This is a genomic window from Streptomyces sp. NPDC034086 (assembly GCF_055575515.1).
This window is the reverse complement of the sequence record NZ_JBVISM010000008.1, coordinates 200727-222082: the sequence shown is the minus strand read 5'-3', so window position 1 is coordinate 222082 and position 21356 is coordinate 200727. Positions and strand designations below refer to the sequence as shown.

The following is a 21356-nucleotide window of genomic DNA, read 5'->3' as shown; positions in this document are numbered from 1 at the left end:
CCCCGGAAGGTTGCACCGGGCCCCCGGTCCGGCACGGCCGCCACGCGGGCGGCGCGCCGGGCGCCGGGCGGCTCCTCCCTCGTACGAGTGCATCCACAACTCCCTGGCGGCCGAACGGGATTGCGCGATCCGGCCGGACACTACGCTGGGCGACCGATCGACCGCTCATCGCAGCCGTGGAAGGCACTGACATGACGAACGACCTGCTCGACCGCAAGCTGGAACGTGCCTTCACGCACCTGGACGCCGACGGCAGCGGCGTGATCGACGAGCACGACATCATCGCGCTGGGCGCCCGGCTGCTGTCGGCCCTCGACGAGCCGGCGGACTCCCCGAAGGCCGACGCGGTGATGGGCGGGCTGGTCGACTTCTGGCAGGAGCTCTTCACCGAACTGGACATGGACCGGGACGGCAAGGTCACCCCCGAGGAGTACTCCCGGGGCATGACCCGCCTCTACAAGGACGGCGGCGAGGCCTACGACCGGTCCTTCCGGCCGATGGTGAAGGCGATCCTCACCGTCGTGGACACCAACGGCGACGGGCGGATCAGCCCCGAGGAGTTCCACAAGGCCCAGCTGGCCTTCGACACACGGCTGGAGCCGGCCGACGCCGAGGCCCTGTTCGCGAGGATCGACAAGAACCACGACGGCTACCTGTCGGTGGACGAACTCCTCGAGTCGGTACGCGAGTACTACACCGGTGACGACGAGGACGCCCCGGGCAACCTGCTCTTCGGCGAGCTCTGACCCCGGGGGCGCCCGCGGCGCCGCGGCGCCCGCTACGCCCGCGGCGCCCGCTACGCGGCCGTGGCCGCCTCGTCCTCGCCGGCGAAGGTCCGCCACAGCACCGCGTACCGTCCGCCGCGGGCCAGCAGTTCCGCGTGGCCGCCGTCCTCGACGACCCGGCCCCGGTCCATCACGACCACCCGGTCGGCCCGGGCGGCGGTGGTCAGCCGGTGGGCCACCACGAGGGTGGTGCGCTTGCCCGCGAGCCGCTCGGTGGCCTGGTTGACCTGCGCCTCGGTGGCCAGGTCCAGGGCCGCGGTGGCCTCGTCGAGCAGCAGCACGTCCGGGTCGACCAGCTCGGCGCGGGCCAGCGCGATCAGCTGGCGCTGGCCCGCGGAGAGGTTGCGGCCGCGCTCGGTGACGACGTGCAGGTAGCCGCCCTCGAGGGTGGCGATCATGTCGTGCGCGCCGACCGCGCGGGCCGCCGCCTCCACCTCGGCGTCGCTCGCGCCGGGCCTGCCGTAGGCGATGGCGTCGCGGACCGTCCCCGGGAAGAGGTACGGCTCCTGGGGGACGACCCCCAGCCGGTGGCGGTACGCCGTCAGGTCCAGCTCCCGCAGGTCGGTGCCGTCGGCGGTGACCCGGCCGGAGGTCGGGTCGTAGAACCGGGCCACCATCTTGACCAGCGTGGACTTGCCCGCTCCGGTCTCGCCGACGAAGGCGACGGTCTGCCCGGCGGGTATCCGCAGACTGATCCCGGCGAGGGCCTCGCCCTTCTCCCCGCGCTCCTCCGCGGTGCCGTACCGGAAGCGCACGTCCTCGAAGGCGATCTCGCCGCGCAGCGCCCTGACCTCGCGGGGCTCGGCCGGGCGCGGGGTGGTGGTGGGCTCGCGCAGCAGGTCCTGGATGCGGCCCAGGGAGACGGTGGCCTGCTGGTATCCGTCGAAGACCTGGGAGAGCTGCTGGACCGGTGCGAAGAACAGGTCGATGTAGAGCAGGTAGGCCACCAGCGCGCCCGTGGTGAGGGTGCCCGCCCCGACCCGGCCCGCGCCGACGATCAGCACGGCCGCCGCCGCGCCCGAGGACAGCAGCTGCACGAAGGGGAAGTAGACGGAGATCAGCCACTGGCCGCGCACCCGGGCCTCCCGGTACGCGGCGCTGCGCTCGGCGAACCGCGCCCGGCCGGTGCCCTGGCGGCGGAAGGCCTGCACCAGGCGGAGCCCGGCCACGGACTCCTGCAGGTCGGCGTTGACCAGGCTGACCCGGTCGCGCGCCAGCTCGTACGCGGCCACCGACCTGCGGCGGAACACGATCGTGCCGAGGACGAGCACGGGCAGGGTGGCGAAGACGACCAGCGCCAGCTCGGCGTCGAGGACCACCAGCGCGACCAGGATGCCGAAGAAGGTGAGGACGGAGACCACGGCGGTGACGAGCCCGGTCTGGAGGAAGCTGGAGAGGGAGTCGACGTCGGTGGTCATCCGGGTCATGATCTTGCCGGTGAGCTCGCGCTCGTAGTAGTCCAGGCCGAGGCGCTGGAGCTGGGCGAAGATCTTGACGCGCAGGGAGTAGAGCACGCGCTCGCCGGTGCGCCCGGTCATCCGGATCTCGGCGAACTGCGCGGCCCACTGCGCGGCCACCACGGCCAGGGCGAACAGGGACGCGGCCCACACCGCCCCCAGGGCGGCCTTCTCGACGCCCTGGTCGATGCCGTGCCGGATCATCACGGGCAGCAGCAGTCCGGCGCTCGCGTCGAGGGCGACCAGGCCGAGGCTGACGGCGAGCGGGGCCCAGAAACCGGCCAGCAGCCGGCGCAGGCCGTAGCTCTCCTCGGCGGACGAGGCGCGGGCCTCGTCCACCCGGGGCTCGTCGTCGGCGGGCGGCAGCGCGGCCACCTGCGCGAGCAGCTCGGGGGTGGCACCCGGCATGCCGGGGACCGCTCCGGCACCGCCGTCCTTCTCCTCCCGGCGCCGCCACAGCTCGGGGGTGACCCCGTCGGCCACCCGCCGCTTGGCGCTCACCGGCTCGGAGTCGATCTCGGCCTCGAGCTCGATGTCCTTCTCCAGGTCCCGCTCGAACTCCGCCATGGACGGCGCGTCGGGGGTCCGGGGCGAGTGCGCCCCGAGGACGTCGGGGTCGGTGAGCAGCCGCCGGTACAGGGCGCAGCGGCGCTCCAGCTCCTCGTGGGTGCCGATGTCGGCGAGCCGCCCGTGCTCGAGTACGGCGATCCGGTCGGCGAGCGCGAGGGTGGAGCGGCGGTGGGCGATCAGCAGGGTGGTGCGGCCCGCCATGACGGCCCGCAGCGCCTCGTGGATCTCGTGCTCGACGCGGGCGTCGACGGCGGAGGTGGCGTCGTCCAGCAGCAGCAGGCGGGGGTCGGTGAGGATGGCCCGGGCGAGCGCCACGCGCTGGCGCTGGCCGCCGGAGAGGGTCAGGCCCTGCTCGCCGACCTTGGTGTCGTAGCCGGCGGGGAGGGCCTCGATGAACCCTTCGGCCTGGGCGGCGCGGGCGGCGGCGCGGATCTCCTCCTCGCCGGCGTCGGGGCGTCCGTAGGCGATGTTCGCGCGGATGGTGTCGGAGAAGAGGAAGGAGTCCTCGGGCACCAGTCCGATGGCGCCCCGCAGGGAGTCGTAGGTCAGCTCGCGCACGTCGTGGCCGCCGACGCGGACCGTGCCGTGGTCGGCGTCGTAGAAGCGCGGCACGAGCAGGGAGACGGTGGACTTGCCGCTGCCGGAGGCGCCCACGAGGGCGACGGTCTCGCCCTCGGCCAGGGTGAGGGAGAAGCCGTCGAGGACGGGACGCCCGGGCTCGTACCCGAAGCGGACGTCCTCGAACTCGACGGTGGCGGGCGCGTCGGCGGGAAGCTCCCCGGTCCCTTCGCGGATCACGGGCTCGGTGTCGATGAGCTCGAAGACGCGCTCCACGCCGGCGCGGGCCTGCTGGCCGACGGTGAGCACCATGGCGAGCATGCGGACGGGGCCGACGAGCTGGGCGAGGTAGGTGGAGAAGGCCACGAAGGTGCCCAGGGTGACCTGTCCCCGGGTGGCCATCCAGCCGCCGAGGGCCAGCATGGCGACCTGCCCGAGGGCGGGGACGGCCTGGAGGGCGGGGGTGTAGCGGGAGTTCAGCCGGATGGCGCGCATCCGTCCGCCGAAGAGCCGGCGGCCGGCCTCGCGGAGCTTGCCGGTCTCCTGCTCCTCCTGCCCGAAGCCCTTGACGACCCGTACGCCGGTCACCGCGCCGTCGACGACGGAGGCGACGGCGGCGGCCTGGCCCTGGGCGTACCAGGTGGCGGGGAAGAGCTTCTTGCGGCTGCGCTTGGCGATGAACCAGAGGGCGGGGGCCATCAGCAGGGCGACGAGGGTCAGCAGCGGGGACAGCCACAGCATGATCCCCAGGGATATCCCGAAGAGCAGGAAGTTCCCGATGGTCATGGGCAGCATGAAGAGCAGCCCCTGGATCAGCTGGAGGTCGCTCGTGGCCCGCCCGACGACCTGCCCGGTGGACAGCTCGTCCTGCCGGCGCCCGTCGAGGCGGGCGATGGTGTCGTACATGTCGGTGCGCAGGTCGTGCTGCACGTCGAGGGCGAGGCGCCCGCCGTAGTACCTGCGGATGTAGGTCAGTACGTAGACCAGCAGGGCGGCGCCTATGAGCAGGGCGGCCCACGGGCCCATGGGCCTGCTCTCGTCGCCGATGACGTCGTCGATGATGACCTTGGTGACCAGCGGCACCAGCGCCATGACGGCCATGCCGGCCAGCGAGGACCCGAGCGCGAGGAGCACGTTGGCCTTGTACCGCCACGTGTAGGCGGCCAGCCGCCTGCCCCAGCTCCGCTGCTCCCCGGCCGTTTTCTCGCCGGCCGTTTTCTCCCCGGCCTCCGTCTGCGCCGCCGTCACGTGGTGCCTCCCCGTCGGTCCTGTCCTGCCGCTCCTCCAACGCCCCCACCGGCGGATTTCATCCCACCGCAACGATCGCACCAGTGTGCGCGGGGGCGCTCGGGGGCTTCGTCCGTCCAGGGGGCGGCGCGTGGAACCGTCGCGCTCCGGGGGCGCTCTAGCCGGGTGCGCACCGGTTGGCGGTGATGTGGGCATCCTGGAAGGATTCGCCGGTTCATGGGTCTGACGAGTGGCACGCTCCTGGCGGGCGCCGTGCTGTGCACGGTGCTGGTGTTCACGGTGACGGTGGGGCGGTGGCCGCGGCTGGCGCGGGGCGGCGCCGGGCCGGTGCTGGGGCGTGCCGGACTGCTGGTCCTGGTCCAGGTGTGCCTGTTCGCCTCGGTCGCGCTCGCGGCGAACCGCAGCTTCCTGATCTACGGCTCGTGGGAGGACCTGACCGCCGGGCCGCCCCGCCGGGAGGCCGCGCCCGGCGGGGCGGCGGTCCGGGTGCTGGGGCGGCAGGCGCCGGACGTGCCGGGCGGGCGCGACCCCCGCACGGGCGGGGTCATAGAGCGGGTGACCCTGCACGCCGAGCGGTCGGGGGTGGCGGCCGAGGCGTACGTGTACCTGCCGCCGGAGTACTTCCAGAAGGGCGCCGAGCAGCGGAGGTTCCCGGCCGCGGTGGTCCTGACGGGTTACCCGGGCACGGCGGAGAACCTGCTGAAGGGGCTGCGGTACCCGCAGACGGCCTGGACGCAGGCCAAGCAGAGGAAGACGCAGCCGATGATCCTGGTGATGATGCGGCCCGTGGTGGGGCCGTCCAACAGCCAGTGCGTCGACGTCCGCGGCGGCGGCCCGCGGAGCGAGACGTTCTTCGGTACGGACGTCCCCCGGACCGTCGCGAGCCACTACCGCGTCGGCACGGCCGCCCGGAACTGGGCGATCATCGGCGATTCGACGGGCGGCTACTGCGCCCTGAAGATGACCCTCCAGCACCCGGAGACGTACGCGGCCGGGGTCGGCCTCTCGGCGGACTACGAGCCGGAGATCGACGCGGACTCGGGGGACCTCTTCCACGGCGACGAGGCCGAGGAGAAGCGGTCCGACCTGCTGTGGCACCTGGCGAACCGGCCCCAGCCGGACGTGTCGTTCCTGGTCACCACCTCGCTCCAGGGCGAGGGCAACCTGCGGGCGACCCGGCAGTTCGTCCAGGCGGTGAAGGCCCCGGCCCGCGTCTCGTCGATCACCCTCGACCGCGGCGGCCACAACTTCAACACCTGGAACCGCGAGATCCCCCCGGCCCTGGAATGGACCAGCGCCCGCCTCAGGGCCGACTGACGGCGCGTGCCGGGCCCGTGCCCGGGCCGGCGCGCGCCGGCGCGGCTCAGAGGTGGGTCGGGGCGAACATCTTCAGGGTGGCGGGGAGGACCAGCACCGAGGGCCCCGGCGTCTGCAGCGCCCGCGCCAGGTCTTCGCGGAGGGTGTCCGGGGTGGTGGTGGACGCCGGGACGCCGAAGGAGGCGGCCAGGGCGGTGAAGTCGGGCCGGGTCAGTTCCGTGGCGGTGGTCCGGCCGTCGAAGGCGGCCGTCATGTACGCGCGCAGGATGCCGTAGCCGCCGTCGTCGACGATCAGCCAGGTGACGTCCAGCCCGTGTTCCCTGGCGGTGGCGAGCTCGGCGAGGGAGTACATGGCGCCGCCGTCGCCGGAGACCGCCAGGACCGGGGTGCCGGGCTCGGCGACGGCCGCGCCGAGCGCCGCCGGGAAGGCGTAGCCGAGGCCGCCCGCGCCCTGGGCGGAGTGCATGGTGTTCGGGTGCTTCGCGTCGAAGGCGGACCAGGCCCAGTAGGACAGGATCGTCATGTCCCAGAACGACGGGGAGCGGGCCGGGAGGGCCTGGCGGATGGCGGTCAGGAGACCGCGTTCGAGGGTGACGTCCTGCGGGGCGAGGCGTTCCTCGACCGCGGCGAGGAGGGCGCGGACCCGCTCGGGGGCCTCCTCGTCCGGGCGGGGTTCCACCGTTTCCAGGAGGGCCTGGAGGGCGAGGCGGGCGTCGGCGTGGATGCCCAGGGCCGGGTGGTTGGACTCCAGCTTGCCGAGGTCCGCCTCGATCTGGACGACCCGGCCGGCGGGGTGGAACGTGTGGTAGTTCGAGGACAGCTCGCCGAGGCCGGAGCCGACCACCAGCAGGACGTCCGCGTCCTCCAGGAAGTCCGTCGTGTGGCGGTCCTCCAGCCAGGACCGGAGGGAGAGCGGGTGCGTCCAGGGGAAGGCGCCCTTGCCGCCGAAGGTGGTGACCACGGGTGCGTTCAGCCGCTCCGCGAGCTGCCTGAGCTTGCCGGCGGCGTCGGCGCGGATGACCCCGCCGCCCGCGATGATCACCGGGCGGGCGGCGTTCGACAGCCAGTGCGCGGCCAGCGCGGTGAGCTCCGGCCTCGGGGCCAGCTCGTGCGGGGTCGCGTCCATCCCCGTGACCTGCGGGATCAGCGTCGGCGCCCGCAGGACGTCCTCGGGGATCTCCACCCAGACCGGTCCGTGCGGGGCGGTCAGCGCGGACTCCCAGGCCTCGGCGATCACCGAGGGGATCTGGGACGGCGTACGGGCGGTGTGGACCGACTTGACCACGTCGCGGAAGGAGGCCGACTGGTCCCGCAGCTCGTGCAGGTGGCCCCGGCGCCCCCCGCCCAGGCCCTCCGTGGGGACCTGGGAGGAGATCGCGAGGACCGGCGCGGAGGCGGCCGCCGCCTCCGCGAGGGCCGGCAGGGACATCAGCGCGCCGGGCCCGGTGGACAGCAGCAGGGGCACCGCCTCGCCCGTGAGCCGGCCGTACGCGTCCGCGGCGAAGCCCGCGTTGTTCTCCGTGCGCAGGGCGACCAGGCGCAGGTCGGAGCGGCCGACGGCGTCGAAGAGGCCCAGCGCGTGCTGGCCCGGCAGGCCGAAGACGGTGGTCGCGCCGAGGCCGCGCAGCGTCTCCACGACCAGGTCCCCGCCCGTGCGGCCCGGCGGCGGGGCCAGGGCGGCCGCCGTCTGGGCCTCGGTGGGACGGAGTACCAGGTCGTGGTCGTGCGTCACGCGCGTACGTGCCCTTCGTGCTGCGGTCGTTCCGCTCCCGGCGCCGCCGGGCCGGGCTGGTCAGCCCTGGCGGGAGGCGGCGATCTGACGGCTCATGATCGTGGTCAGCTCGTACGCGGTGTGCGAGGCCGCGACCGAGGTGATCTCCGCGTGATCGTACGCCGGGGCGACCTCGACGACGTCGGCCGAAACCAGGTTGCAGGACGACAGGCCGCGGATGATCTCCAGCAGCTCGCGGGAGGTCATGCCGCCGGCCTCCGGCGTGCCGGTGCCGGGCGCGTGGGCCGGGTCGAGCACGTCGATGTCGATGGAGATGTACAGCGGACGGTCGCCGATGCGCTGGCGCAGCTGGTCGGCGACCTCGTCGGCGCCGCGGCGGTAGACGTCCGCCGAGGTCACGATGCCGAAGCCCATCTTGGCGTCGTCGTCGAGGTCCTGCTTGCCGTACAGCGGGCCGCGGGTGCCGACGTGGGAGAGCGCCTCGGTGTCGAGGATGCCCTCCTCGACGGCGCGGCGGAACGGGGTGCCGTGGGTGTACTCGGCGCCGAAGTAGGTGTCCCAGGTGTCCAGGTGGGCGTCGAAGTGCAGCAGCGCGACCGGGCCGTGCTTCTTCGCGACGGAACGCAGCAGCGGCAGGGCGATGGTGTGGTCACCGCCGAGGGTCATCAGGCGGGAGCCGTTGCCGAGGAGCTCGTCGGCGGCGGCCTCGACCGTCTCGACGGCCTCGTTGATGTTGAAGGGGTTCACCGCGATGTCACCGGCGTCCGCGACCTGCGCGAGGGCGAAGGGGGAGGCGTCCTGGGCCGGGTTGTACGGGCGCAGCAGGCGGGAGGCCTCGCGGATGGCGTTGCCGCCGAAGCGGGCGCCGGGGCGGTAGGAGACACCGGAGTCGAAGGGCACGCCGACGACGGCGACGTCGGCGGAGCCGACCTCGTCGAGGCGGGGCAGGCGGGCGAAGGTCGCCGGGCCCGCGTAGCGCGGGATGCGGGAGGAGTCGACGGGGCCGCGCGGCTGCGTGCTCATGGGGGGTGCCCTTCTGATGGTCCTGCGGGTGCGGTCCTTCGAGCGTAAGCGTGCCGCGCAGGGGTGGGGAGGGTACGTTTCATCCATCTGGCAGTACGGAAATGTACGGAGCATCCATGTCCGAGGTCCCGGTCACTCCGAACCCCGGCGGCGGGCGGGCCGGTGCGCCCGCCGGTGAGCCGATGACGCCGCCCGTGGGGCTGGCCGGACTGCTCGGCGAGCGCGGCCTCGGGCTGCGGCACCTCGCGGGGCCCGGGGTGGCGGAGGTGCACGGCGTGCACGCGTCCGAGATGGCGGACCCGTCCCCGTACCTGCTGGGCGGCGAGCTCCTGCTGACGGCGGGGGCCGAGCTGACGGAGGCCGGCGCCGCCGCCTACGTCGGCAGGCTGGCCCGTGCCGGGGCCGCCGCGCTCGGGTTCGGGGTGACCCCGGTGCACGAGGTGGTGCCGCCGGGCCTGGCCGAGGCGTGCGAGCGGTACGGGCTGCCGCTGGTGGAGGTCCCGCCCGGGACCCCGTTCACGGCGGTCGCCCGCAGCGTCGGGCGGCTGATGGCGGAGGCGCGCACGCGGGAGCTGCGCCGGGTCGCGGAGGCGCAGCAGGCCCTGGCGGCGGCCGCGGCCCGTCCGGACCCGGTCCCGGCGGTGCTGTCCCGCCTGGCAGCGGGCCTGGGCGGCTGGGCAGCGCTGCTCGACGCGGTCACCGCCGGGACCGGCCCGGCCGCAGCCGCCGGGGCTGCGCCCGGGCCGGGCCCCGCCGGTGCGGCCGCCGGGGCGGTGCCCGACGCCGGGGTGCTCGACGCCGTGGCCGCGCTGGCGCGGCGGGTGGCGCCGGGGGCCGCGGCCACCGCCACCGACGCGCTGGGCGCGACGAGCCTGGCCGCGTACGCCGTGGGCGGCGGGCGGGTCCTGGCCCTGGCCACCCCCGGGCGGACCCCGGGCGACCACACCATCGCCTCCATCGCCGCCGTACTGCTGAGCCTGGTCACCGCGGAGCGCCCGGCCGGGGACGAGGCGGCGGCCCTGACCCGGCTGCTGCTGGACGGGGACCCGGCCGGGGCACTCGGCGCCGGGCCCTGGTACGCGGTCCACGCCCGGGGCGACGGCTACCCGCAGGCCCTGGCGGCCGCACTGGGCACCGTACTGCTGGACCCGCGCGGGGACGGCGTACGCCTGCTCACCGACCGCGAGCCCGGCCCGCAGCCCGGGTGGCGGCTCGGGGTCAGCGCCCCGGCCGCGCCCGCCGCCCTGGCCACCGCCGGCGCGCAGGCCCGCCGCGCCCTGGCCCGGGCCGAGGCGGCCCGGACGCCGCTGGCCCGGCACACGGACCCCGGCTTCGCGGGGCTGGTCGGCGAGGCGGAGGCGCGGGCCCACGCCGAGGCCCTGCTGGAGCCGCTCTCCCCCGCCCTGCGGGACACCCTGCGCGGCTGGCTGGCCCACCACGGCGGCTGGGACCGGGCCGCGGCGGCACTGGGCGTCCACCGCAACACGGTCCGCCAGCGCATCGCCCGCTGCGCGGCGCTGCTGGACCGGGACCTCGACGACCCGGACGCCCGGATGGAGCTGTGGTTCGCGCTGCGCCTGCTGCCTTAGGCCGTCTCTTCCGGATCGTGCCTGACCCGCAAGATCCGGAAGAGACGGCCTAGCCCCGCGGGCCGCCGGCGCCGGTGCCGGCACCCGGCCGCGGAAAGGTTGCGGGGACCGCGTCACACTCCCTGGACAGCCGGAGTGACCGCCGGGTAACTTAGCTATGAGCAAGCGCTTAGACATAGTCTGGCCGAACTAGGGATCGAGGAGGCGGCTCGTGCGCCGTACCGTATTCAACGAGGACCACGAGGCGTTCCGCGAGACCCTCCGCGCCTTCATCGAGGCCGAGGTCGTCCCCGTCTACGACGAGTGGTTCCAGGCCGGCCAGGCGCCGCGCGACTTCTACTACAAGCTCGGCGAGCTGGGCATCTTCGGCATCAACGTGCCCGAGGAGTTCGGCGGCGCGGGCCTGGACACCCACAAGTTCGAGGCCGTCCTCTACGAGGAGACCTCCCGCGCGGGCGTCAACTTCGGCGGCTCCGGCGTGCACGTGCTGCTCGCCCTTCCCTACATCAAGATGCTCTCGACCGACGAGCAGAAGAAGCGCTTCCTGCCGAAGTTCGTCTCCGGCGAGGAGATGTGGGCGCTGGCGATGACCGAGCCGGGCACCGGCTCCGACGTCGCGGGCATGAAGACCACCGCCAAGCTCTCCGAGGACGGCACCCACTACGTCCTCAACGGCGCCAAGACCTTCATCACCGGCGGCGTGCACGCGGACCGCGTGATCGTCTGCGCCCGCACCTCCGCCCCGTCGGCCGAGGACCGCCGCTTCGGCATCTCCCTCTTCGCCGTGGACACCAAGTCCGAGGGCTACTCGATCGGCCGCAAGCTCGACAAGCTGGGCCTGAAGACCTCCGACACCGCCGAGCTGGCGTTCGTCGACGTCAAGGTCCCCGTCGAGGACCTGCTCGGCGAGGAGGGCAAGGGCTTCTACTACCTCGGCCACAACCTGGCCTCCGAGCGCTGGGGCATCGCCTTCGGCGCCTACGCCCAGGCCGCCGCGGCCGTCCGGTTCGCCCAGCAGTACGTCACCGACCGCACCGTCTTCGGCAAGCCGGTCGCGCACTTCCAGAACACCAAGTTCGAGCTGGCCGCCTGCCAGGCCGAGGTGGACGCCGCCCAGGCGGTCGCCGACCGCGCCCTGGAGGCCCTGGACGCGGGCGAGCTGACCCCGGCCGAGGCCGCCTCCGCCAAGCTGTTCTGCACCGAGGTCGCGCACCGCGTCATCGACCGCTGCCTCCAGCTGCACGGCGGCTACGGCTACATGAACGAGTACCCGATCGCCCGCCTGTACGCCGACAACCGCGTCAACCGCATCTACGGCGGCACCAGCGAGATCATGAAGTCGATCATCGCCAAGTCGATGGGCCTGTAACCCACTTGAACGACGCACTGGCGGACCTCCTCGATCTGCTCGACCTTGAGCAGATCGAGGAGGACATCTTCCGGGGCACGAGCCGCACCTCCCTGGTGCCGCGCGTGTTCGGCGGCCAGGTCGCGGCCCAGGCCCTGGTCGCGGCCGGCCGCACGGTGCCCGCCGACCGGCTGCCGCACTCGCTGCACTCGTACTTCCTGCGCACCGGCGACTCCGGCGCGCCGATCGTGTATTCCGTGGACCGGATCCGCGACGGACGCTCCTTCACCACCCGGCGCGTGGTCGCCGTCCAGCACGGACAGCCGATCTTCCACCTCTCCGCGTCCTTCCAGACGTACGAGGAGGGGATGGAGCACCAGGCCCCGGTGCCGGACGCGCCCGACCCCGAGACCCTGCCGACCGCCGCCGAGGCGCTGCCCGCCTACCGCGGGACCTTCCGTGACGCGGGCACCGTCGAGCGGTTGCTGGAGTCCCGCGGGGCGGTCGACCTGCGGTACGCGACCACCCCGCCGTGGGGCTCGGTCGGCGAACCGAGGGAGCCGCGCTCCCAGGTCTGGTTCCGCACCCAGGGCAAGCTCGCGGACGACCCGCTGCTGCACATCTGCCTGGCCACGTACGTCTCCGACATGACCCTGCTGGACTCGGTGCTGCTGGCGCACGGCCGGGGCGGCTGGGCGGTCGGCGACGTGGTCGGCGCCTCGCTGGACCACGCCATGTGGTTCCACCGGCCCTTCCGCGCCGACGAGTGGCTGCTGTACGACCAGGAGTCCCCCTCGGCGTCCGCCGGCCGCGGCCTGGGCCAGGCCCGCATCTGGACCCGCGACGGCCGCCTGGCGGTCACCGTCATCCAGGAGGGTGTCGTACGCGTCCCGCGCGGCTGAGCGGACATACCGTCACCCCATGCCGGTCGCAGCCGAAGGGGCGGAATCCGAGAGCGTCGCCACGGTGGTCGTCGCCGTGGTCACCAACCTGGCCCTCGCCGCGGCGAAGGCCGTCGCCGGGATCGTCGGCGGGTCCAGCGCCATGCTGTCCGAGGCCGCGCACTCGGTGGCCGACACGGTCACCGAGGTGCTGCTGCTGACGTCCCTGAAGCGCAGCGCCCGCCCCGCCGACGAGGCGCACCCGCTGGGGTACGGGCCCGAGCGCTACGTCTGGGCGCTGCTCGCCTCGATCGCCACCTTCGCGGGCGGCGCGGTCTTCGCCGTCCACGACGGGATCCACACGCTGGTCCACGGGGAGGAGCCCGGTGACCCGGCCCTCCCGTACGCCGTCCTCGCGGTCGCCTTCGTCCTGGAGGGGTACTCGCTGCTGGTGGCCTGGCGGCAGGTGACGGGCGAGGCGGCCCGCAGGCGGGCGCCGCTGGGGCTGTACGTGAAGCACACCCCGGACACGGCGGTGAAGGCGGTCCTGCTGGAGAACGCCGCCGCGCTGGTCGGCCTCGCGCTGGCCGCGGGCGGACTGCTGGGAGCCCGGCTCACGGGCTCGGGCGTCTACGACGGGGTGGCGTCGCTGCTGATCGGGCTGCTGCTGGCGGCGGTGGCGTGGGAGCTGGGGCGCTCCAACGCCCGGTACCTGATCGGGCGGCCGCTGCCCGCCCCGATGCGGGCGGAGGTCCGCGAGGAGCTGCTGTCGGTCCCGCACGTCGAGGGGGTGCTGGAGCTGACCACCCTGGTGCAGGGGCCGGACGAGGTGCTGATCGCGGCGAAGGTGGACTTCCACGACCTGGCCTCGGCCCGGCAGGTGGAGGCGGCCTGCGAGGACGCCGAGGACCAGCTGCGGGAGCGGTGGCCGGCGATCCGCCGGGTGTACCTGGACCCGACCCCCTCCCCGGCGGAACCCGCGGTACCGCCGGGGGGCGTGCGAGGCTGGACGGGTGAACCTCGAGGACCTCGCCCGGCTGCGCCGGGCCCGTGACCTGATGGACCGCGACTACGCGGAGCCGCTGGACGTCGCCGCGCTGGCGCGGACCGCCCTGATGTCACCGGGCCACTTCTCGCGCAGCTTCCGTGCCGCCTACGGGGAGACCCCGTACGGCTACCTGATGACGCGCCGGATCGAGCGGGCCAAGGCGCTGCTGCGGCGGGGCGACCAGTCGGTGACGGAGGTCTGCTTCGCGGTGGGCTGCACCTCGCTGGGGTCGTTCAGCTCCCGGTTCACGGAGCTGGTGGGCGAGACCCCGAGCGCGTACCGGGCCCGCGTCCACGGGGACGACGCGGCCCTGCCGGCCTGCGTGGCGAAGATCCACACCCGGCCGGTCAGGAACGGACCGGGGATGCCGTAGCGGCCCCCGGCCCGGTCCGCGCCCACCGCGCGGCCCCGGCTACAGCAGGCCCGCCGCCGAGAGCAGGTACGCCACCATCGGGTCGTAGAACCGCGGGTCGCGGACGTGGTCGTCCAGCGGGACCGCCACCTGGAGGGTGCCCTCCGCCTCGGCGACGAACAGCGCCGGGTCGTTGCAGTCCGCGTACCCCACCGCGTCGAGCCCGCGCTGCGCCGCGCAGCCCGCCCAGCCGTGGTCGGCGACGACCAGGTCCGGCTGCGGGCGGCCCTCCGCCGCGAGGCCGTCCAGGATCGCGGCCATCGGGGCCGGGGAGTGGGTGTGCCACAGGGTCGCGCCCCGCTCCAGCACGGCCACGTCGGCGAACTGCCACACCGAGCCCTCGTCGGCGATCAGGCCGGCCGGGACGCGGACGATCTCGCAGCCCGCGGCGCGCAGCGCGTCGGCGGTGGCGCGGTGGACGTCGAGCAGGCCGCCCGGGTGGCCGGTGGCCAGCAGCACGCTCTGCCGGTCCAGGGCGGCCTTGTGCAGCCGGGCCGCCATCCGGTCCAGGCCCGCGACGGTCAGTTCCGGGTCGATGGTGTCCTGTCCGGCCCGGTGGGCCGGATCGTCGACGACGCCGACGCGCTCGGCCATCACGGCCAGGACGTCCTGCTCGTCGGCCCAGCGGTCGCCCAGTTCCAGGCCGAGCCAGTAGTGCCGGTCGCCATTGGCGAGCTTGCGGTAGTGGGAGAGGTTGTTCTCCCGCGGAGTGGCCACCCGGCCCGCGATGCGCGTACGGACCAGGTGGTCGACGAGTTCGGCGCGGCTGGGTACGGGCGTCTCTATCGGCTTCGGCATGCGGCCCATTCTGCCGCCGCCCGCCCGGAGCCGTCCGTTCCACCAAGCGCCGCTCGAGCCGCGCCTCACCCCGACAACGCCCCGAAGGCCCCGTTCGCCAGCCTGCGCAGCAGCGACTCGGTCGCCTCCCGGCCGGGGGTGGCCAGGTGCGGGGTGGAGTTCAGCAGTCCGAAGACGGCGTGCACGGCCACCCGTACCTCCGACTCCTCCACCCGGGGGTGCAGTTCCCGTACGACCTCCACCCACAGCTCCACGTACTGGCGCTGGAGCTGGCGCACGAGCTTGCGGTCGGCCTCGCGGAGCCGGTCCAGTTCGCGGTCGTGCAGGGTGATCAGGGCGCGGTCGTCCAGGGCGAAGTCGATGTGGCCCTCGACGAGGGAGGCGAGGAGCGCCTCCGGGTCCCCGGCGGCCTCCTCTGCCCGGCGCCGGCCGCCCGTCAGCAGCCGCTCGCTGATCCCGACGAGCAGCTCGGCGAGCATGGCGTCCTTGCCGGCGAAGTGCCGGTACAGACCGGGGCCGCTGATGCCGACCGCCGCCCCTATCTCGTCCACGCCCACGCCGTGGAAGCCGCGCTCCGCGAAAAGACGAGCGGCCTCACTGAGGATCTGCTCGCGACGGGTCGGGGTGGCCGCTCTGGTGCTCATGGAAATCCATTCTAGACAGGGCGGTTAGCGCTCGTTAACCTGAGACCCGAACGCGTTAACGGTCATTAACAAAGCGTGCACGAGCAAGGGAGCTCGACCGATGCAGCAGGCACCAGTGCTGACGAGCGCCGCGGACCCGGCGTCCGAGGCCTGGCGGACCAATGAGGCCGCCCACCGCGAACTCGCCGAAGGCCTGCGCGCCCGGCTCGACGCGGCCCGTCTCGGCGGCGGCGAGAAGGCCCGGGCCCGCCACACCGCGCGCGGGAAGCTGCTCCCCCGCGACCGCGTGGACACCCTCCTCGACCCCGGTTCGCCCTTCCTCGAGCTGGCCCCGCTGGCCGCCGAGGGGATGTACGGGGGCGCCGCCCCCGCCGCCGGGGTCATCGCGGGCATCGGCCGGGTCAGCGGGCGCGAGTGCGTGATCGTCGCCAACGACGCCACCGTCAAGGGCGGCACGTACTACCCGATGACCGTCAAGAAGCACCTGCGGGCCCAGGAAGTGGCCCTGGAGAACCGTCTCCCCTGCCTCTACCTGGTGGACTCCGGCGGCGCCTTCCTCCCCATGCAGGACGAGGTCTTCCCCGACCGGGAGCACTTCGGCCGCATCTTCTACAACCAGGCCCGCATGTCGGGGGCCGGGATCCCGCAGATCGCCGCCGTCCTCGGCTCCTGCACGGCGGGCGGGGCGTACGTACCGGCGATGAGCGACGAGGCCGTCATCGTGCGCGGCCAGGGCACGATCTTCCTCGGCGGCCCGCCGCTGGTGAAGGCCGCCACCGGGGAGGTGGTCACGGCCGAGGAGCTGGGCGGCGGCGAGGTCCACTCCCGCACCTCCGGGGTCACCGACCACCTCGCGGAGGACGACGCGCACGCGCTGCGGATCGTGCGCAACATCGTGGCGACCCTGCCCGAGCGCGGGGCGCTGCCCTGGTCGGTCGAGGCTCCCGAGGAGCCCAAGGTGGACCCGTCCGGCCTGTACGGCGCGGTCCCCGTCGACTCCCGCACCCCCTACGACGCCCGCGAGGTCATCGCCCGGATCGTGGACGGGTCCCGCTTCCAGGAGTTCAAGGCGGAGTTCGGGCAGACGCTGGTCACCGGCTTCGCCCGGATCCACGGCCACCCGGTCGGCATCGTCGCCAACAACGGCATCCTCTTCTCCGAGTCCGCCCAGAAGGGCGCCCACTTCATCGAGCTGTGCGACCAGCGCGGCATCCCGCTCCTCTTCCTCCAGAACATCTCCGGCTTCATGGTCGGCCGCGACTACGAGGCCGGCGGCATCGCCAAGCACGGCGCGAAGATGGTCACGGCGGTGGCCTGCACCCGGGTCCCGAAGCTGACCGTGGTCGTCGGCGGCTCGTACGGCGCGGGCAACTACTCGATGTGCGGGCGGGCGTACTCGCCGCGCTTCCTGTGGATGTGGCCCAACGCCAAGATCTCGGTGATGGGCGGCGAGCAGGCCGCCTCGGTGCTGGCGACCGTCAAGCGGGACCAGATCGAGGGCGCGGGCCAGGAGTGGCCCGCCGAGGACGAGGAGGCCTTCAAGGCACCGGTCCGCGCGCAGTACGAGGAGCAGGGCAACGCCTACTACGCCACCGCGCGGCTGTGGGACGACGGGGTCATCGACCCGATGGAGACCCGGCAGGTGCTGGGACTGGCCCTGACCGCGTGCGCGAACGCCCCCCTGGGCGATTCCGGCTTCGGCATCTTCCGTATGTGACGTGTGACGTGAGGACCTCACTGATGTTCAGCACTGTTCTGGTCGCCAACCGCGGCGAGATCGCGGTCCGGGTCATCCGCACCCTGCGGGAGCTCGGCATCCGCTCCGTGGCCGTCTTCAGCGACGCGGACGCCGACGCGCGGCACGTACGGGAGGCCGACACCGCCGTCCGGATCGGTCCGGCGGCCGCCTCCGAGAGCTATCTGTCGGTGGAGCGGCTCCTGGACGCCGCGAGGCGCACGGGCGCCGAGGCCGTCCACCCGGGCTACGGCTTCCTCGCGGAGAACGCGGCCTTCGCCCGGGCCTGCGCGGACGCCGGGCTGGCCTTCATCGGGCCGCCCGCCTCCGCCATCTCCCTGATGGGCGACAAGATCACGGCCAAGGAGACGGTCCGGGCGGCCGGGGTCCCGGTGGTCCCGGGCTCCTCCGGCAGCGGTCTGACCGACGCCGAACTGGCCGCGGCCGCGTCCGGGATCGGCATGCCGGTGCTGCTGAAGCCCTCGGCGGGCGGCGGTGGCAAGGGCATGCGCCTGGTGCGGGACGAGGCGGTGCTGGCCGAGGAGATCGCGGCGGCCCGCCGCGAGGCGAAGTCCTCCTTCGGGGACGACACGCTGCTCGTGGAGCGGTGGATCGACCGGCCCCGGCACATCGAGATCCAGGTGCTGGCGGACGCCCACGGGAACGTGGTGCACCTGGGCGAGCGCGAGTGCTCCCTCCAGCGGCGCCACCAGAAGGTCATCGAGGAGGCCCCCTCGGTCCTGCTGGACGAGAAGACCCGCGCGGCGATGGGCGCGGCGGCCGTGGAGGCGGCGCGCTCCTGCGGGTACGTCGGCGCGGGCACGGTGGAGTTCATCGTCCCGGGCGGGGACCCGTCCTCGTACTACTTCATGGAGATGAACACCCGCCTCCAGGTGGAGCACCCGGTCACCGAGCTGGTCACCGGCCTGGACCTGGTGGAGCAGCAGCTGCGCGTCGCGGCCGGTTCCCCCCTCGGGTTCGGGCAGGACGACGTCCGGCTGACCGGGCACGCGATCGAGGCCCGCGTCTGCGCGGAGGACCCGGCGCGCGGGTTCCTGCCGTCCGGCGGCACGGTGCTGGCGCTGTCGGAGCCGGACGGCGGGGCGGTGCGCACCGACTCCGGTCTGACGGCGGGCGTCCCCGTCGGTTCCACGTACGACCCGATGCTGTCCAAGGTCATCGCGTACGGGCCGGACCGCGCCAGTGCCCTGCGGGTGCTGCGCGGGGCCCTGTCCGACACGGTGATCCTGGGCGTCCAGACCAACGCGGGTTTCCTGCGGCGGCTGCTCGCGCACCCGGACGTGGTCTCGGGCGACCTGGACACCGGCCTGGTCGAGCGGGACCTGCCGTCCCTCCTGCCGGAGGGCGTCCCGGCCGAGGTGTACGCGGCGGCGGCGCTGCTGGCGCGGCCCGCCGCGGCGGATACGGACGGCTGGGTGGACCCGTTCGGCGCCGGCGACGGCTGGCGCCTGGGCGGCACGCCCGCGTGGACGGTGCACCACTTCCGCCTCCCGGGCCAGGACCCGGTGGAGGTCCGCACCCGCCGGTCGGGCTCCGGCACGGAACTGCTCCTCGGCGGGGGCGGGCCGGCGGCCGGGCAGGAGCCCGGCGCACCGGTCCGCGGCCGCGTCGTCGACCGCACCCCCGGCACCATCAGCGTGGAACTGGACGGCGTCACCCACCGCTTCGGCGTCGCCGCCTCCCCGGAGGGGATCTGGCTCGGCCGCGACGGTGACAGCTGGCACGTCCAGCACCACGACCCGGTGGCCGCTTCCCTCGGCGGCGGCGGAAGGGCGGGTGCTGACACCCTCGCCGCCCCGATGCCCGGCACCGTCACCGTCGTCAAGGTCGCCGTCGGCGACCGGGTGACGGCCGGTCAGAGCCTGCTGGTGGTGGAGGCGATGAAGATGGAGCACGTCATCTCCGCCCCGCACGACGGCACCGTCACCGAGCTCGACGTCACGCCGGGCACCACGGTGGCCATGGACCAGGTCCTGGCCGTGGTGACCCCCGACGCGGAGGAGGGAGCCGCGTGAACGGGCTGCCCATGACCTTCCCGGCCCCCGCCGGGCTCCCGCCGCGCGTACGCATCCACGAGGTGGGCGCGCGCGACGGGCTGCAGAACGAGAAGACGGCCGTTCCCACGGAGGTGAAGGCCGAGTTCGTCCACCGGCTCGCCGCGGCCGGCCTCACCACCATCGAGGCCACGAGCTTCGTCCACCCCGCGTGGGTCCCCCAGCTGGCGGACGCCGAGCAGCTCTTCCCCCTGCTCTCGGACGTCGGGGCGCACCTCCCGGTCCTGGTCCCCAACGAACGGGGCCTGGACCGGGCGCTCGCCCTCGGGGCGACCCGCATCGCGGTGTTCGGCTCGGCCACCGAGACCTTCGCCGCCCGGAACCTGAACCGCACCGTCGCCGAGTCCCTCGCCATGTTCGAGCCCGTGGTGGCCCGCGCCAAGGCGGACGGGGCGCACGTGCGCGGGTACCTCTCGATGTGCTTCGGGGATCCCTGGGAGGGGCCGGTCCCGGTCGGCCAGGTGGTCTCCGTCGCCAGGGCCCTGCTCGACCTGGGCTGTGACGAGCTGAGCCTGGGCGACACCATCGGCGTCGCCACGCCCGGCCACGTCCAGGTCCTGCTCTCCGCGCTGAACGAGCAGGGCGTGGGGACCGACCGGATCGGCGTGCACTTCCACGACACCTACGGCCAGGCCCTCTCCAACACCCTCGCCGCGCTCCAGCACGGCGTGACCACGGTCGACTCCTCCGCCGGCGGCCTCGGCGGATGCCCGTACGCGAAGAGCGCCACCGGCAACCTCGCCACCGAGGACCTGGTGTGGATGCTCGACGGCCTCGGCATCGAGACCGGGGTCGATCTGGCCGCCCTCACCGCCACGAGCGTGTGGATGGCCGAACGGCTGGGCCGCCCCAGCCCCTCCCGCACCGTCCGCGCCCTCTCCCACAAGGAGTAGTCACACCATGTCCCTCGACCACCGGCTCACCCCCGAGCACGAGGAACTCCGCCGCACCGTCGAGGCGTTCGCGCACGACGTCGTCGCGCCGAAGATCGGCGACCTCTACGAGCGCCACGAGTTCCCGTACGAGATCGTCCGCGAGATGGGCCGCATGGGCCTGTTCGGCCTGCCCTTCCCGGAGGAGTACGGCGGCATGGGCGGCGACTACCTCGCCCTCGGCATCGCCCTGGAGGAGCTGGCCCGCGTCGACTCCTCGGTCGCGATCACCCTGGAGGCGGGCGTCTCCCTGGGCGCCATGCCCCTGTACCTGTTCGGCTCGGAGGAGCAGAAGCGCCAGTGGCTGCCGAAGCTGTGCTCGGGCGAGGTGCTCGGCGCCTTCGGCCTGACCGAGCCCGGCGCGGGCAGTGACGCGGGCGGCACCCGCACCACCGCCGTGCGCGACGGCGACGAGTGGGTGATCAACGGCTCGAAGTGCTTCATCACCAACTCCGGTACGGACATCACCGGTCTGGTCACGGTCACCGCCGTCACCGGCCGCAAGGAGGACGGCCGACCGGAGATCTCCTCGATCATCGTCCCGTCCGGCACCCCGGGCTTCACGGTGGCCGCGCCCTACTCCAAGGTCGGCTGGAACTCCTCCGACACCCGTGAGCTGTCCTTCGACGGGGTACGGGTGCCGCTCGCCAACCTGGTGGGCCAGGAGGGCCGCGGCTACGCCCAGTTCCTGCGGATCCTCGACGAGGGCCGTATCGCCATCGCGGCCCTGGCCACGGGCCTGGCGCAGGGCTGTGTGGACGAGTCGGTGAAGTACGCCAAGGAGCGGCAGGCCTTCGGCAGGCCGATCGGCGACAACCAGGCCATCCAGTTCAAGCTGGCCGACATGGAGACGCGTGCCCACATGGCCCGCATCGGCTGGCGCGACGCCGCCTCCCGGCTGGTGCGCGGCGAGCCGTTCAAGAAGGAGGCGGCGATCGCGAAGCTGTACTCCTCGACGGTCGCCGTCGACAACGCCCGGGACGCCACGCAGATCCACGGCGGCTACGGCTTCATGAACGAGTACCCGGTGGCCCGCATGTGGCGGGACTCCAAGATCCTGGAGATCGGCGAGGGCACGAGCGAGGTGCAGCGCATGCTGATCGCCCGTGAGCTGGGCTTCACCGGCTGACCGGTGACCCGCGGCGTGCGGGGAACGACGAGGGGACCCGAGAAATTAGGGTCCCCTTACCGTTTTCAGCCAAGG

16 protein-coding genes are annotated in these 21356 nt (G+C 73.8%); 11 read left to right on the top strand and 5 right to left on the bottom strand.

All coding sequences use genetic code 11. The features are described from left to right. The first annotated feature begins 191 nt into the window (after positions 1-191). On the top strand, positions 192-746 hold the full coding sequence (locus ACZ514_RS20335) for an EF-hand domain-containing protein (RefSeq protein ID WP_469125299.1): 555 nt from the start codon (positions 192-194) through the stop codon (positions 744-746). A 50-nt stretch (positions 747-796) separates the two neighbouring features. Here ACZ514_RS20335 and ACZ514_RS20330 read toward each other — a convergent pair whose 3' ends face one another. Then, positions 797-4537: an ABC transporter ATP-binding protein gene (locus ACZ514_RS20330; RefSeq protein ID WP_469125330.1), complete on the bottom strand. Its 3741-nt coding sequence runs from the start codon at positions 4535-4537 to the stop codon at positions 797-799. Positions 4538-4834: 297 nt separating this feature from the next. Here ACZ514_RS20330 and ACZ514_RS20325 point away from each other — a divergent pair, with 297 nt between their 5' ends. Beyond that, positions 4835-5935, top strand: coding sequence for an alpha/beta hydrolase (locus tag ACZ514_RS20325; protein ID WP_469125298.1), 1101 nt, complete (start codon positions 4835-4837; stop codon positions 5933-5935). Positions 5936-5981: 46 nt separating this feature from the next. On the opposite strand, the gene ACZ514_RS20320 is transcribed toward ACZ514_RS20325, so the two are convergent. Together ACZ514_RS20320 and speB are read right to left on the bottom strand one after the other, a co-directional pair. After that, positions 5982-7667: a thiamine pyrophosphate-binding protein gene (locus ACZ514_RS20320; RefSeq protein ID WP_469125297.1), complete on the bottom strand. Its 1686-nt coding sequence runs from the start codon at positions 7665-7667 to the stop codon at positions 5982-5984. Between the two features lie 60 nt (positions 7668-7727). Continuing rightward, positions 7728-8690 (bottom strand): agmatinase, encoded by a 963-nt coding sequence (gene speB, locus ACZ514_RS20315; protein WP_007264163.1) that lies wholly within the window; start codon positions 8688-8690, stop codon positions 7728-7730. A gap of 116 nt (positions 8691-8806) precedes the next feature. Here speB and ACZ514_RS20310 point away from each other — a divergent pair, with 116 nt between their 5' ends. From ACZ514_RS20310 to ACZ514_RS20290, 5 genes are all read left to right on the top strand, one after another. Next, the gene (locus ACZ514_RS20310; protein ID WP_469125296.1) at positions 8807-10279 is read left to right on the top strand and encodes a PucR family transcriptional regulator; all 1473 of its coding nucleotides are present in this window, start codon (positions 8807-8809) and stop codon (positions 10277-10279) included. 211 nt (positions 10280-10490) lie between these two features. Continuing rightward, the gene (locus ACZ514_RS20305; protein ID WP_467886458.1) at positions 10491-11648 is read left to right on the top strand and encodes an acyl-CoA dehydrogenase family protein; all 1158 of its coding nucleotides are present in this window, start codon (positions 10491-10493) and stop codon (positions 11646-11648) included. Positions 11649-11653: 5 nt separating this feature from the next. Further along, complete coding sequence (gene tesB, locus ACZ514_RS20300; protein WP_468172057.1) at positions 11654-12529, top strand: acyl-CoA thioesterase II; 876 nt, start codon at positions 11654-11656, stop codon at positions 12527-12529. A gap of 19 nt (positions 12530-12548) precedes the next feature. Further along, a complete protein-coding gene (locus ACZ514_RS20295; RefSeq protein ID WP_468172054.1) occupies positions 12549-13562 on the top strand; it encodes a cation diffusion facilitator family transporter in 1014 nt (337 codons plus the stop codon). After that, entirely contained in the window at positions 13522-13929 is a 408-nt protein-coding gene (locus tag ACZ514_RS20290) for a helix-turn-helix transcriptional regulator (protein ID WP_468172051.1), read from the top strand. The genes ACZ514_RS20295 and ACZ514_RS20290 overlap by 41 nt, the downstream gene beginning before the upstream one ends. Before the next feature lie 39 nt (positions 13930-13968). Here the strand turns inward: ACZ514_RS20290 and ACZ514_RS20285 are convergent, their stop codons facing one another. Together ACZ514_RS20285 and ACZ514_RS20280 are read right to left on the bottom strand one after the other, a co-directional pair. Beyond that, positions 13969-14775: a phosphatase gene (locus ACZ514_RS20285; RefSeq protein ID WP_468172048.1), complete on the bottom strand. Its 807-nt coding sequence runs from the start codon at positions 14773-14775 to the stop codon at positions 13969-13971. A gap of 56 nt (positions 14776-14831) precedes the next feature. Further along, positions 14832-15410, bottom strand: coding sequence for an SACE_7040 family transcriptional regulator (locus ACZ514_RS20280; protein WP_469125295.1), 579 nt, complete (start codon positions 15408-15410; stop codon positions 14832-14834). A 100-nt stretch (positions 15411-15510) separates the two neighbouring features. On the opposite strand from ACZ514_RS20280, the gene ACZ514_RS20275 reads away from it, so the two are divergent. Genes ACZ514_RS20275 through ACZ514_RS20260 form a run of 4 tightly spaced genes read left to right on the top strand, consistent with a single transcriptional unit; the run spans position 15511 to position 21281 of the window. Beyond that, positions 15511-17127, top strand: coding sequence for a carboxyl transferase domain-containing protein (locus tag ACZ514_RS20275; RefSeq protein WP_468172042.1), 1617 nt, complete (start codon positions 15511-15513; stop codon positions 17125-17127). A 23-nt stretch (positions 17128-17150) separates the two neighbouring features. Next, positions 17151-19181 carry an acetyl/propionyl/methylcrotonyl-CoA carboxylase subunit alpha gene (locus ACZ514_RS20270; protein ID WP_469125294.1) on the top strand — a complete coding sequence of 677 codons (2031 nt, stop codon included), beginning with the start codon at positions 17151-17153 and terminating at the stop codon, positions 19179-19181. Between the two features lie 11 nt (positions 19182-19192). Continuing rightward, a complete protein-coding gene (locus ACZ514_RS20265) occupies positions 19193-20113 on the top strand; it encodes a hydroxymethylglutaryl-CoA lyase (RefSeq protein ID WP_468699740.1) in 921 nt (306 codons plus the stop codon). 7 nt (positions 20114-20120) lie between these two features. After that, positions 20121-21281: an acyl-CoA dehydrogenase family protein gene (locus ACZ514_RS20260; RefSeq protein ID WP_468172036.1), complete on the top strand. Its 1161-nt coding sequence runs from the start codon at positions 20121-20123 to the stop codon at positions 21279-21281. Positions 21282-21356 lie beyond the last annotated feature (75 nt).

Coding starts and splice junctions, on each gene's coding strand:
- ACZ514_RS20335 (WP_469125299.1), top strand. CDS start 192: ATGACGAACGACCTGCTCGACCGCAAGCTGGAACGTGCCTTCACGCAC.
- ACZ514_RS20325 (WP_469125298.1), top strand. CDS start 4,835: ATGGGTCTGACGAGTGGCACGCTCCTGGCGGGCGCCGTGCTGTGCACG.
- speB (WP_007264163.1), bottom strand. CDS start 8,690: ATGAGCACGCAGCCGCGCGGCCCCGTCGACTCCTCCCGCATCCCGCGC.
- ACZ514_RS20310 (WP_469125296.1), top strand. CDS start 8,807: ATGTCCGAGGTCCCGGTCACTCCGAACCCCGGCGGCGGGCGGGCCGGT.
- ACZ514_RS20295 (WP_468172054.1), top strand. CDS start 12,549: ATGCCGGTCGCAGCCGAAGGGGCGGAATCCGAGAGCGTCGCCACGGTG.
- ACZ514_RS20285 (WP_468172048.1), bottom strand. CDS start 14,775: ATGGGCCGCATGCCGAAGCCGATAGAGACGCCCGTACCCAGCCGCGCC.
- ACZ514_RS20280 (WP_469125295.1), bottom strand. CDS start 15,410: ATGAGCACCAGAGCGGCCACCCCGACCCGTCGCGAGCAGATCCTCAGT.
- ACZ514_RS20275 (WP_468172042.1), top strand. CDS start 15,511: ATGCAGCAGGCACCAGTGCTGACGAGCGCCGCGGACCCGGCGTCCGAG.
- ACZ514_RS20270 (WP_469125294.1), top strand. CDS start 17,151: ATGTTCAGCACTGTTCTGGTCGCCAACCGCGGCGAGATCGCGGTCCGG.
- ACZ514_RS20265 (WP_468699740.1), top strand. CDS start 19,193: ATGACCTTCCCGGCCCCCGCCGGGCTCCCGCCGCGCGTACGCATCCAC.
- ACZ514_RS20260 (WP_468172036.1), top strand. CDS start 20,121: ATGTCCCTCGACCACCGGCTCACCCCCGAGCACGAGGAACTCCGCCGC.